Source organism: Thalassolituus oleivorans MIL-1, from assembly GCF_000355675.1.
Lineage (GTDB): Bacteria > Pseudomonadota > Gammaproteobacteria > Pseudomonadales > Oceanobacteraceae > Thalassolituus > Thalassolituus oleivorans.
In genome coordinates this window covers 731,589-744,303 of the sequence record NC_020888.1, presented here as the reverse complement: position 1 = coordinate 744,303, position 12,715 = coordinate 731,589, and the positions used below count along the sequence as shown (strand labels likewise).

Genomic DNA, 12,715 nt, shown 5'->3' with positions numbered 1-12,715 from the left:
CTCATACGACTTTGGAAAAACCTATGAATTCCGTCTCAAATTCCGCTAACGATGCCGAACGCCACCAACGAAAAATGGAAAAACAGAAAGCTAAAGTAGATGCGGCCATCGAACGCGCTCAAGAAGAGCGAGGGGTCGTCATCGTGCTTACTGGCACCGGTAAGGGTAAAAGTAGCTCTGGTTTTGGCACTGTGATTCGTACTCTTGGTCATGGTTATCATGCCGGTATCGTACAGTTCATTAAAGGCACTTGGGATTGCGGCGAGATTAAAATTTTAAAATCTCTACCCAATCTACGACATGAAGTTATGGGATCTGGTTTCACTTGGAACACCCAAGATAAAGAAAAAGATCAACAAGCCTTCGATCAAGCATGGCCATTAGCACTCGAAATGTTGAATGACGATAACCTGCGTACCGTCATGCTTGATGAGATTACTTATATGTTGGCCTATGGCCACCTGCAATGGGAAGATTTAAAAGTTGCTTTAGAAAATCGTCCAAAACACCAAAATGTTATCCTAACAGGCCGAGGCGCGCCGACGGCATTACGTGATTTCGCCGATACCCTTACCGATATGAAGATGGAGAAGCACGCATTCAAAGCGGGCGTTAAAGCTCAAGCTGGTATTGAGTGGTAATCCAATCAATCGCTTAAAGCTAATATTTACAACCAGTTTATTTGGCGGCCATGTGCTCGCGGGCGGTCGTCAAATGCTCGCACAATTGTTGCGTGCCCTGTAAAAATCGCGACGTTGGTCGATGAAATAAATCCGGATGAATATGAAATAAATTAGCGTATTTAACCGCATTTAGTTTTGGGAATTCCTTCCAGTCATCCAGCCATTCAGGGCGACTTTCTCCCATACCGCTAGCAACAATTACATCAGGATCGGCAACAAGCACAGTTTCCATATTGATATGCGGCGCGCGAATATCGAGGTCTGCAAAGACATTGCTACCACCACAAAGATCAATCGCCTGAGAAATAAACGTATCACCATTTTGAGTAATCAGTGGTTGATTCCAAACTTGATAAAACACACGTACTCGTGCGGACTGTTGATAAGTACGTTGTAATTTATCCACTTGCTGTCGCAACACCTGAGCAGCTATGGCCCCGCTCTCCTTATGACCCGTAAGTATCCCTAAGCGCTCTAAATTAACAGCGATGCCATCGAACGTTACTGGGTCAGATACAAATAATGGTACTCCCAGCGCTGTAAGCTTCTGCAGTTCTCTATTGGGATTTCCCTCCGGCCAAGCTAGAACGATATCGGGCTGCAAGGCTAAAATAGCCTCAATATTCATACCGCTATAACCACCAATGCGAGGGATTTTTTTTGCCGCTTCAGGATAGTCGGAATAATCCACGGCTCCAACGATGAGATCCCCAGCCCCCACTTCGAACAGTAATTCAGTACCGTGTGGCATCAAACTCACTATACGTTTAACTGGGCCTGAAAAATGATGCTCCACACCCGCATCATCAATCAAATCAAATGACTCTGAGCTTTGCGCCAGCGTAAAACTGGCATTGAAGCAGCAACAAAGAAAAATAAATACGAACCGTGTTTTCACGAAAGCTATTCCAAACTAGAAATCAGGCTAAATAATGCGGCATTGGCGGTCATCTGACATACAATAGCGCTTAAATTGATCTCGTTAAGTGTACCAGATGCCAAAGCTAGACTCCCCGTTAACTCCACCAATGAAACAACTCAATGGCACCTTGATGGTTCAAGGAACCACTTCGGATGCCGGTAAAAGCACCTTAGTCTGCGCTTTGGGGAGAATCTGGAGTGATCTCGGCATTTCAGTCGTGCCTTTTAAACCACAAAATATGGCCTTGAACAGTGCCGTCACGGCTGATGGTGGAGAAATAGGCCGTGCTCAGGCACTGCAAGCACAAGCCTGTCGCTTAGCCCCGCACACCGATATGAATCCGGTACTACTAAAACCGAACAGCGATACTGGGGCTCAGGTGATTATTCAAGGTAAGGCCGTCGGAAATCTACCCGCAACGGATTACCACGCCTATAAGAAAACCGCGATGACGGCTGTGCTCGATTCCTATAAACGCCTGCAACAACAATACGCCAGCGTATTGGTTGAGGGCGCGGGTAGCCCTGCTGAAATTAATTTACGCGAAAATGATATCGCCAACATGGGCTTTGCGGAGGCTGTCAATTGCCCGGTTATTTTGATCGCCGATATTGATCGTGGTGGTGTATTTGCCCATTTAACCGGCACGCTTGATTGCCTTAGCGAGACCGAGCAAGCACGCGTTATCGGATTTGTGATTAATCGTTTTCGCGGTGACATCTCATTATTGCAATCTGGCCTAGATTGGTTAGAAGCAAAAACAGGTAAACCCGTACTCGCCGTTCTACCCTATTTACATGGCTTATATTTGGACGCTGAAGACGCTATTGATTCGCGTCAAACACTGAACAACCGCCAAGATAATGAGCAACGCCTGCGCGTCGTTATGCCCGTTTGGCCGCGCATTAGTAACCACACCGACGTCGATGCTTTGCGTCTGCACCCGCAAGTTGAATTAATTATGGTGGGGCCAGAACAAACCCCTCCCCCTGCCGATTTAATTATATTACCGGGATCAAAAAATACCCGTGCCGATTTGCATTGGCTGCAAACTCAACCGGGAAAATGGCCAGACGCTATCGCCCGCCATCTTCGTTACGGCGGCAAAATACTAGGAATCTGCGGTGGCATGCAAATGCTGGGAAACAGCATTAGCGACCCATTAGGTATTGAGAGTACTTCTGGCAATAGTATTGGCTTAGGTTATCTCAATATGAGTACTGAACTACTTGCCGATAAAACACTACGCCAAGTTACTGGCGAACTGACATTGGCGAACCAAGATCCTACGCCAATCTCTGGTTACGAAATTCATGCGGGCATCAGTGAATGCACGGAACTCGTGGTTATTCGTGATAGCGAAGGTAACCCCGGCGGATATTTAAATCAGGATGGTAATGTCTTAGGCACATACTGGCATGGCCTACTCGATACCCCAGCGGCATTAAGCAGTATTTTACAGTGGGCCGGGCTAGGAAAGGTTGACGTAGTCGATTTCAATTCGATCCGTGAGCAACAGCTAGACCGTTTAGCCCAAGCCACCAGCGAAGCTTTTGTGTGGCCGAAATTAGACACTGCATTAGCCGATTTTTACCAACAACGGCCTTGGTTAAATCGCTAACGCGAGCGCAACTAACAAGATCGCCTCTTGAATTTCAATCGTTGCACCAAGCGTATCCCCAGTGCAGCCCTGTATCCGTTTTAGCATGGCTGCACGGGCCATTGCCGCCACGGTTAGCCATACAAGCAGTAATAAAATTGCACTTTTTGGCACTAACAATACCGTCAACAACGCCACTATTATGAGAGTAACCCAGACTCGTATTGGTGTTACTCCCGCCAATAAATTTTTTCCTAATCCTGCTTCACGTACATACGGCGTTGTCGCCAAAACACCGATAACAACGGCTCGCGCGAGTATCGGAACAATAATAATGCTGGCAAATACCGGCCACCAAGATGTACCGTTTAGCATTGGCTGCAATAACGCCTGAAATAGCGCCTCCAGTGCGGCCCATTTAATTAACAATACCAAGACGATAGCAATAACGCCCATAGGACCGCTTTGCGGATCTTTCATAATGGCCAATGTTTTATCGCGCTGACCTAAGCCCCCAACCCATGCATCAGCGCTGTCGGCTAGGCCATCCAAATGCAAACCACCACTAAGATATGTCCATAGAGTTAATACTAATGCAGCAACTAAACCACTGTTGGCGTGAGGATAAAAACCAATTAATACACCGACGAATAAGCACAATAAGCCCCCAATAATGGCGCCCACCAGCGGATAAAAAATAACAGATAGTGCAGCGATCGATTCATCGTAGCGCTGAATTCTAGGCAAAGGTAAACGTGTTAAAAATGCCAATGACGTTAAGAAAGCCCACCACAATATCATTGTGATAAATCGCTATTGATTACCTGATTTAATTCAGAGCCATCAAGGGCTTCTAAACTGTACCAGTGTTCTTCAGTGCCGCTTTCAGCGACGGTGTGATCAATACGAATACGCATAAAACCGGCATAAGGAATGGCTAAACGATTCATTGCTTTAGGATCAAGTAAGAGTAGATATTGAGCCAACACCCGCATCACTCCACCATGGCTCACCACTAATAAATGCTCACCTTTATGAGCATTCAACAAACCGCTCCACGCCAATTTCACCCGCTGCTGTAAATCCGGTACGGGCTCACCATTTGGCGCACAGAAATTAAGCGGGTCTTGCCACAATTGTTGGGCTATAGCGATTTGCTCGGCCATGACATCGGCGATGAGTTTATCTTCCCAATCGCCGTAGTGTATCTCTTGCCAATTAGAATCCACCAATAAAGGAAGATTTAAGCGTTCAGATAGTTGCTTCGCACTCGAATGACATCGTTGCAGCGGCGAACTGATAATACGCGACCATTGGCTGGCAAAACGTTGTATCCGTTGTTCAAACTGCCAACGCCCGAGGGAGGTCAATTCATGATCGACACGGCCGCGAAAGACTTCGCCGCCTTGAGGTTCACCATGACGAATAATATCGATACGTGTCACAGTGTGAGCTTTTACTGACATTATTCTGCTTCAGATACTAAGTGTTGCCCAGAGACAGAAGCTTCAGCGAAAGTCGCCATTTCGTTATGCAATGCCAGTGCTTGCTTAACGATTGTCAGTGCCGTTGCCGCACCAGAGCCTTCACCTAAACGCATATTTAATTGCAATAAAGGTTCGGCATCTAATGCCTCTAATACACGTGCATGACCCGGTTCAGCTGATTGATGACCAAATAGCATCCAATCGCGCGCACCTTCATTCAATTGCACGGCTAACAAAGCTGCGGTACTGGCAATAAAACCATCGACCAAAATAGGAATGCCGCGTTGGGCAGCGCGAATATAGGCACCGGCGATGGCACCTAATTCGAAGCCGCCCACTTGCTCTAACGCTTGCAAGGGGCTTTCTACAAATTCTTTTGCGCGACGCATCGACGCCGCTAATACTTGCTGTTTGTGGTGTAAGTTCTCACCCGTGACACCCGTACCAGGACCAACTAAAGCTGTAGCCGGTAAGTCTAAAATCATCGCCGCTAAACAGGTTGCTGCCGATGTATTGCCGATTCCCATTTCGCCAGCAATAAATAAATCGCTACCTACCTCTAGTTGGTCGATAATCTCTGCGCCAATATCTAAAGCCTGCTGCGCTTGCTCATTTGTCATTGCCGCTTGCAACGAAAAATCTTCTGTTCCAGCAGCAACAGGACGATGAATAACACCCTGAAGATATTCGCATGGAATCGCCGTGCCGCAATTAACGACGGTTAAACCCATCTGATGAAAGCGCGCTAAGACAGAGATCGCAGCGCCACCGGCGATGAAGTTCTTCAACATTTCAACCGTCACCGCTTGCGGAAATGCCGACACGCCCTGCGCAACCACCCCGTGATCAGCAGCAAAAACAACACACTGAGGCAATTGAATTTGTGGTTTAACTTGCCCTTGCCAAGCCGCGAATTTTATCGCGACCTCTTCTAGCATGCCTAATGACCCAGGAGGTTTAGTCAATTCGTTTTGACGCGCAAGTGCTCCCTGTTCACTGCGGAAATCAGGTATAGCAGTCGCATGCAGCCACCAAGGTGACGACCAACGGGAGGCAGAAGTCATAATTACCTAAATCTTTTTATTTCAGTACAAGGGGGAGTCCAGCAACTACCAGCGTAACATGACTGGCTTTTGCAGCAATGTCCTGATGAAGCCAACCTGATTCATCGACAAATCGCCGACTTAATTGACCCATAGGAACGATGCCCTGACCGACCTCATTTGACACCAATACGACCGGCTGCGCCAGTTGTTCTAAACAATCGATGAGTTTTTGCTTTTCGCTTTGCCAAATATCGTCGTCATCTAATAGGCAATTGGTTACCCACAGCGTTAAACAATCAACCAAAATGACGGCTTTGGGATCTTGTTTAGCTATTGCGATAAGAGCCTGCGACAAATGTATTGGCTCTTCGACACATAGCCATTCGTCGCTGCGTTCACGGCGATGTCGCTCAATCCGCTGCGCCATTTCGTCATCTCCCGCCTGTGCTGTAGCAACATAAACCACTGAGCATTTATTTCGGCGTGCAATGCCTGTTGCGGTTTTCTCAGCAAAGCGACTTTTACCCGAACGAGCACCACCTAAAATCAATTGTGTTGTTTTCATGTCACCTTTGCCGACTCGGGTCTACACTATAAAGCACACCATTTAAGGAAAATCCGGCAGAGGACACAAGCCCATGACCGTTCAAACTTCTGCAGATCAACGTATGGAGCCCCGTTGGGTTCTAAAAAGTACCGTGAGCGTATTCCAAACGGATACTAAGGAATATCTCGGGTTACTCGTTAACTGCTCGACAGCAGGATTAATGCTGTCTACCTACCAACCCATGGAGCCGGGGGTAACAATTAACATCGATTTAGTCGATATTCCGCCCAATATCGATGGCCGCCGCACAGGACAGTGCACAGCGGAAGTCATGTGGAGCGATCAGTTAACCCCTAGCCTTTATGGCAGTGGCTGCCGTGTGATCGAAGCGACCGATATAATGCGCAGTATGATGAAGCAATACACCCACACCTAACAGTGTGCTTGTTGTTCTGCTACGCCTTAGGGGTATCATAAGAAAGATGTATCTCTTATGAAGCCCCTCGTTACTATGTTGCAATTTGGAATTGATCTAGGCGGAACCAAAACTGAAATTATCGCCCTAACAGCAACAGGCGAAACACTACTGCGCCGTCGCACCCCCACCCCCAGCCATGATTATCAAGCAATTGTCGACAACATTGTTTCCTTGGTGACCACTACAGCCAATGAGCTAAAGCAACCCTACACTTTAGGTATTGGAATTCCTGGAGCTGTTAGCCCCGTCACTGGGCGCATCAAAAATGCAAATACGGTTTGCCTGATTGGCGAAGACCTTGCCGGTGACATTGAAAAACGCCTTAACCATCCCGTGATCATTGCCAACGATGCTGATTGCTTTGCCTTGTCAGAAGCTACCGACGGTGCCGGAGCCGGTGCAAAAAGTGTATTTGCCGTCATTATTGGTACTGGTTGCGGCGGAGGTTGGGTTATTAATGGCGGATTAGTCAGCGGCCCAAATGCCATAGCTGGCGAATGGGGCCACAATCCCCTACCTTGGCGCACTGATCAAGACACACAAATAGACTGCTACTGCGGTCAAAAAGGGTGCTTAGAAACGCTGCTTTCGGGTCCTGGATTACGCCAACAAGCCTTGGCGGAAACCGGAATCGATCAAACTGCAGAAGCTTGGGCTAAAGCAGAAGCGACCGGTAACGTTCAAGCTGCAAAGGTATTGCGCGACCATCACCTTAGGTTAGCGAAAGCTTTGGCCGGCGTTATAAACACCCTTGATCCGCACGTTATTGTACTCGGCGGCGGTGTATCCAATCTGGCAGGAATATACGATACCGTACCCAAACTTTGGGGCGAATTTGTATTCTCAGATACGGTAGTAACACCGCTACGTAAAGCCGTTCATGGCGACTCTAGCGGAGTACGCGGAGCCGCTTGGTTAGGCGCTGCGCAAGCATAAACAAGATTGCGCAGACATATTTTCGAGGTTTAAAGAAGAACACCACCGACGGCAGCAATAGCAATAACCACCATCCAAATCGACACGGAGCGTAAATGCAGGCTATGCCATTCATCAAGGTCGCGGGCGGCTTCTGCGGCATTTTCATCCGCCTTATGCCAACGACGTTGTTCGCCATTAGCCGATAATGCACTGCTGGCGACATTAAAAAGTATATCCGCGCTGTGTGCATCTAACTGCCAAAGCTGCTGTCGCCATACCGGCAAGGCGCGCATAAAATTTCCTGCCAAGCCATAGGTTAAACCAAGCAGCCGCACCGGCCCCCACTCTAACCAGTGCAAGTATCGCCATGCTCTATCATCACATTCTTGCGCCCGTGCATACTGCACACTAAACCAAGCCAACAGTACGCCTGCGACATCCGCAACCATGTACCAAAACACCATTAAAAAGAAATATTCAAACCAGCGATGCAGCAGTGCTCGGATTACTTGCTCATTCATAGCACTAATATCGTCGGTGACCGTCACCTCGGGCACCGCTAAAAATTGCTCAGCACAATGGTATGCACCTTGGGTATCCCCCTCCCGCAAATCGTGACGATAATCATCGAGATGCTTACCGATACTGATATGCGACAACACGTATGTGAGTAACAAAATCTCTAATAAAACAGTGCCAAGTCCCCATGCCCAGTGCTCAGCCCAAAAGAAAGCTGCGCTAATAGCAACTGTCGGGACGATAACCACTAAGGTGTAGCGCACATGCCGATGCACCCAAGCAAATTTAGGCAGTTTTCGACATAGCTGTAGCCATTTGTTAAAGCTACGACTGCGTGTACTGCGTTGCGGTAATGGCAATCGCGCTTGCATCATCAAAACGATAAACACGATTAAAAATTTCATGGATAATTCCTAAAATCGCCTGATTAGAACGATGGTTAAATTCAAAAAGACCTCACTAACCTAACCAATATCTGCTCTGTATCTTAACCAATCAAACGCCGGACCCGGATCAGTTTTCCGGCCCGGAGCTATATGTTCATGGCCTGTAATCCTATCCATAGTGATCGCCGGATATTGGTATTGCACGGCTTTGGTTAAATCCGCCAAAACCTTGTATTGAGCATCTGTGTACGGAATATCATCGGTACCTTCAAGCTCTATACCTATAGAATAGTCGTTACAGTTGTCTCTGCCTGCAAAGCTCGATAATCCCGCATGCCAAGCTCTGTCGTTCATATTAACGAATTGCACCAACGTACCCGTGCGCTCAATCAAGAAATGACTCGATACTTGTAATTCTGCAATTTCGACAAAGTACGGATGTTGATCAATCGATAATTCATTCTGAAAAAAACGCTGCACATAACCACCACCAAATTGCCCAGGCGGCAGACTGATATTGTGAATCACCAACAAAGAGATATCCGCACATGGGCGTGCCCCAAAATTTGGCGATGGCACCCATAAAGCTTCTCGGCAACGTCCTGCTTCAATCTTCATAACCGTTTGTATCTCTTAGGGTTTTCTAACACACGCTGAGCCGATATTGGGTGGACAATGGGGCTAATAGGCGTTTGGCATTAAGTCTGTGACTATATATAGTCGAATCACTTATTAAAAGAATCAGGAGAGCTGACATGTTGGAGTTGTTAAATACCGTCAATGGCTGGGCATGGGGACCACCAATGCTTTTTTTAATCGCCTTGACGGGTATTTATCTAACGGTCGGACTAAAAGCCTACCCCATCCTGCATTTAGGCAATGGCTTTAAGCAGTTGTGGCGCGGGCGACATAAGCACGGCGAAGGTGAGATATCAGGCTTTAATGCCTTGATGACCTCGCTCTCCGCCACCATAGGAACTGGGAATATTGCGGGCGTAGCCACCGCCATCGCGTTAGGCGGCCCCGGCGCCTTATTCTGGATGTGGATCATTGCCTTAATCGGCATGGCGACCAAATATTCCGAAGCGGTGTTGGCGGTGAATTTCCGCGAGAAGAACGAACAAGGCCACTATGTTGGTGGACCTATGTACTATATTCGCAACGGCTTAGGGCCAAAGTTCAAATGGCTAGCAGTTGTGTTTGCGTTTTTCGGTATGCTTGCCGGTTTCGGTATTGGTAACGGCACACAAGCCAACTCAGTTGCTGACGTTGTCAGTCATTTCAACTTTGCTGGCGCCCCCATTCCAGAATGGTTTACCGGAGTGGTGGTTGCAGTGCTCGTTGGCTTGGTATTAATTGGTGGCATTCGCCGCATCTCAGATATTGCCGGTAAACTCGTGCCTTTTATGGCGATTAGTTACGTGCTCGCCGGCATTCTCTTGCTGATTATTTTTGCCGATCGCATTCCAACCGCCTTGGATTTGATTTTCACCCATGCTTTTGCTCCTATTTCAGCCGTCGGCGGATTTGCCGGTGCGACGGTATGGGCAGCCCTGCGCTATGGTGTTGCCCGCGGCGTTTTCTCCAACGAAGCGGGCTTAGGTAGCGCACCTATTGCACATGCTACGGCGACTACCGATAACCCAGTTCGCCAAGGCACGATTGCCATGCTGGGCACCTTCATCGACACCATCGTTATTTGCACTATTACCGGCTTAGTCATCGTCGCCTCCGGCGAATGGCAAAGTGGCGTATCAGGTGCCAACTTAACCACCGCCGCCTTCAGTGCAGGACTACCCGTGGTTGGCCAATATATAGTGGGAATTGGATTGGCCGTCTTTGCCTTCACGACGATTATCGGTTGGTCTTTCTACGGCGAAAAATGCACCGAATACTTGTTTGGCCCAAAGTCGATTCCAGTATTTCGTATTATTTGGGTACTGGCGATTCCCATTGGCGCCACCCAAGATCTTAATAATGCATGGCTGTTAGCTGATACCTTAAACGCCCTGATGGCGATTCCTAACTTAATTGCGCTCTTGTTGCTAAGCCCAGTGGTATTCAAATTAACCAAAGCCTTCTTGGCTAAACAAAAGTAAATACAACAGGCCTAGCGTCAGAAGAGCACCATCTTTCTAACGCTAGGCTCACTTCTTTAGCAATTTCCCTCACCAGCTTTAGGTTTTCAGCCCGCAAGGGTAGAATCAGCAGCCTACCGGCAAGCAACACCCGCCCATTGTTGAATGAACACCTTTTCGCCTGACGAGATATTCATGGATCTAAGCCAACACACCCAAGATATTCGCACCTCGGTTACCCGCGCCATCGAAGAAGATGTAGGCAGTGGCGATATCACCGCGCAATTAATTCCCGCAGAAAATATGGCACATGCACGTATCATCTCGCGAGAGCGCGCGGTCGTTGCAGGGCAAGCTTGGGTTAATGAGGTATTTCGTCAGGTTGACCCTGCGGTAAGCGTTATCTGGCGTGTCAGCGATGGCCAATGGGTACGCCCCAACCAAGTGCTATTTGAACTCAAAGGTTCTGCCCGCTCGCTGCTAACGGGTGAACGTTGCGCCCTCAATTTTTTACAAAGCCTATCGGGCACGGCGACCCTTTGCCGTCACTATGCTTCACTCGTAGAAGGTACCGGCGTGCGCTTGTTGGATACACGTAAAACCCTACCGGGTTTGCGCATTGCGCAAAAATACGCAGTGACCGTTGGCGGCTGTTATAACCACCGGGTTGGTTTGTACGATGCCTTCCTCATCAAAGAAAACCACATCATGGCCGCTGGCGGCATTAATAATGCCGTTGCCCAAGCACACCAAATAGCGCCAGGCAAACCGGTGGAAGTCGAAGTGGAAACCATGCAACAGCTTGATCAAGCCATTGATGCTGGTGCTGATATCATCATGCTCGACAACTTCAATACCGATACCATGCGAGAAGCGGTTGAGCATACCCGTAACAAAACCCAAGGCCGCGTAAAACTCGAAGCGTCTGGTGGAATTAACACCACGACATTGCGTAGCTATGCCGAAACCGGTGTGGATTTTATTTCCATTGGTGCACTGACTAAAGATTGTAAGGCCGTAGATTTGTCGATGAGGTTGATTGGTTAAAAACCCAGCGGAATAACGCATTCTGTATATAATCTGACCAATTTTGTCAGCATGTGCCCAAGCAATGATCAGAGTTGCCAAAAGAATTAAAAACCCCCTATAAAAATGTGATGCATGCCCGCAAACAGGGCTTGCAGCGTGCCTTTAAGCTTGGCACACTCTTCGCACAGTCATTAAAGAATGACCTGATTAGCCAGACGAACCGAAAGCCCTCCCGGCGATCAAACAGAACGGCCGATCAATCAATAAAAAATCTCAAATGAGAGTGGAGAGTTTCCTATGAAATTACAAAAAGGTTTTACCCTGATTGAATTGATGATCGTGATCGCGATTATCGGTATTTTGGCTTCTGTTGCGATTCCGCAGTATAAAACGTACACAACTCGTGCTAAGACCTCACCAGAGTTAGTTGGTGGCGTTCGTCCACTCCAACTTGCACTAGCAGAATATGCAGCAAGTGAACTGGCCTTACCTACAGCAGCTACTCAACTGGTACAATGGCAAACAGGTGAAGTAAACAACTGTTTGGGTCTAGTTAAAGATGTTACATACGCTTATACATCGGCAACAGCAGGTGTTATTACAGCGACCACATACACCACTGCGGAGAAACCTGCGACAGAATGCACCGGTGCCGGCCCAGCAGATAACGTAGAACTATCTAACAAGACATTGATAGTCAACGTGACTGCAAATGCAAATGGAGCGGTATTCTTTGCCGTGGACGCCGCAAGTACAGTTCCAGCGAAATACATTCCTAAAATCGGCGGCTAATATCGCTTAGGTTAGGAAGACCAAATAACCCCGCCTCTGTAAAGATGCGGGGTTATTTTTTGCCTATGATTTGACTCTATTTACAGCACGATTTGAAATAGAGGCCAGAATTGTCGGTTAGGTCTCACCCCTTGCCGATAATTTTTGAGTACAATCATGCTCTAGTCTGTATTATCAGCAGACTGCTATAAAACCTAATTTTTATAACCGAACTTAGCCCCGTATGGAGT

General features: G+C 47.8%; 14 protein-coding genes. 7 read left to right on the top strand and 7 right to left on the bottom strand.

All coding sequences use genetic code 11. The annotated features are described in order from the left end of the window. The first annotated feature begins 23 nt into the window (after positions 1-23). Positions 24-641, top strand: coding sequence for a cob(I)yrinic acid a,c-diamide adenosyltransferase (gene cobO, locus TOL_RS03425; protein WP_015485880.1), 618 nt, complete (start codon positions 24-26; stop codon positions 639-641). A 37-nt stretch (positions 642-678) separates the two neighbouring features. Here cobO and TOL_RS03420 read toward each other — a convergent pair whose 3' ends face one another. Next, on the bottom strand, positions 679-1,581 hold the full coding sequence (locus tag TOL_RS03420; RefSeq protein WP_041588388.1) for a cobalamin-binding protein: 903 nt from the start codon (positions 1,579-1,581) through the stop codon (positions 679-681). 97 nt (positions 1,582-1,678) lie between these two features. On the opposite strand from TOL_RS03420, the gene TOL_RS03415 reads away from it, so the two are divergent. Further along, positions 1,679-3,226, top strand: a complete 1,548-nt coding sequence (locus TOL_RS03415; RefSeq protein WP_231848006.1) for a cobyric acid synthase — start codon at positions 1,679-1,681, stop codon at positions 3,224-3,226. Here TOL_RS03415 and TOL_RS03410 read toward each other — a convergent pair. Genes TOL_RS03410 through cobU form a run of 4 tightly spaced genes read right to left on the bottom strand, consistent with a single transcriptional unit; the run spans position 3,215 to position 6,303 of the window. Continuing rightward, the gene (locus TOL_RS03410; RefSeq protein ID WP_015485877.1) at positions 3,215-4,006 is read right to left on the bottom strand and encodes an adenosylcobinamide-GDP ribazoletransferase; all 792 of its coding nucleotides are present in this window, start codon (positions 4,004-4,006) and stop codon (positions 3,215-3,217) included. The two genes, TOL_RS03415 and TOL_RS03410, sit on opposite strands and share 12 nt — an antisense overlap. Then, positions 4,003-4,671 (bottom strand): histidine phosphatase family protein, encoded by a 669-nt coding sequence (locus TOL_RS03405; RefSeq protein WP_015485876.1) that lies wholly within the window; start codon positions 4,669-4,671, stop codon positions 4,003-4,005. Before TOL_RS03405 ends, TOL_RS03410 begins: the two co-directional genes overlap by 4 nt. Then, positions 4,671-5,756 (bottom strand): nicotinate-nucleotide--dimethylbenzimidazole phosphoribosyltransferase, encoded by a 1,086-nt coding sequence (gene cobT, locus TOL_RS03400; RefSeq protein WP_015485875.1) that lies wholly within the window; start codon positions 5,754-5,756, stop codon positions 4,671-4,673. The genes TOL_RS03405 and cobT overlap by 1 nt, the downstream gene beginning before the upstream one ends. A gap of 16 nt (positions 5,757-5,772) precedes the next feature. Continuing rightward, positions 5,773-6,303: a bifunctional adenosylcobinamide kinase/adenosylcobinamide-phosphate guanylyltransferase gene (cobU, locus tag TOL_RS03395; protein ID WP_015485874.1), complete on the bottom strand. Its 531-nt coding sequence runs from the start codon at positions 6,301-6,303 to the stop codon at positions 5,773-5,775. 73 nt (positions 6,304-6,376) lie between these two features. Here cobU and TOL_RS03390 point away from each other — a divergent pair, with 73 nt between their 5' ends. Further along, positions 6,377-6,721: a PilZ domain-containing protein gene (locus TOL_RS03390; protein WP_015485873.1), complete on the top strand. Its 345-nt coding sequence runs from the start codon at positions 6,377-6,379 to the stop codon at positions 6,719-6,721. A gap of 57 nt (positions 6,722-6,778) precedes the next feature. Then, a complete protein-coding gene (locus tag TOL_RS03385) occupies positions 6,779-7,699 on the top strand; it encodes an ROK family protein (RefSeq protein ID WP_015485872.1) in 921 nt (306 codons plus the stop codon). Positions 7,700-7,728: 29 nt separating this feature from the next. Here the strand turns inward: TOL_RS03385 and ampE are convergent, their stop codons facing one another. Further along, positions 7,729-8,604, bottom strand: coding sequence for a regulatory signaling modulator protein AmpE (gene ampE, locus TOL_RS03380; RefSeq protein ID WP_015485871.1), 876 nt, complete (start codon positions 8,602-8,604; stop codon positions 7,729-7,731). Between the two features lie 60 nt (positions 8,605-8,664). Then, positions 8,665-9,204 (bottom strand): 1,6-anhydro-N-acetylmuramyl-L-alanine amidase AmpD, encoded by a 540-nt coding sequence (gene ampD, locus TOL_RS03375; protein ID WP_015485870.1) that lies wholly within the window; start codon positions 9,202-9,204, stop codon positions 8,665-8,667. A gap of 137 nt (positions 9,205-9,341) precedes the next feature. Between ampD and TOL_RS03370 the strand changes: the two genes are divergently transcribed. The 3 genes from TOL_RS03370 to TOL_RS19385 all read left to right on the top strand — a co-directional run bounded on the left by TOL_RS03370 (position 9,342) and on the right by TOL_RS19385 (position 12,485). Then, on the top strand, positions 9,342-10,685 hold the full coding sequence (locus TOL_RS03370) for an alanine/glycine:cation symporter family protein (protein WP_015485869.1): 1,344 nt from the start codon (positions 9,342-9,344) through the stop codon (positions 10,683-10,685). A gap of 174 nt (positions 10,686-10,859) precedes the next feature. Further along, positions 10,860-11,711 carry a carboxylating nicotinate-nucleotide diphosphorylase gene (gene nadC, locus TOL_RS03365; RefSeq protein ID WP_015485868.1) on the top strand — a complete coding sequence of 284 codons (852 nt, stop codon included), beginning with the start codon at positions 10,860-10,862 and terminating at the stop codon, positions 11,709-11,711. Between the two features lie 279 nt (positions 11,712-11,990). Next, positions 11,991-12,485: a pilin gene (locus TOL_RS19385; protein ID WP_015485867.1), complete on the top strand. Its 495-nt coding sequence runs from the start codon at positions 11,991-11,993 to the stop codon at positions 12,483-12,485. Positions 12,486-12,715 lie beyond the last annotated feature (230 nt).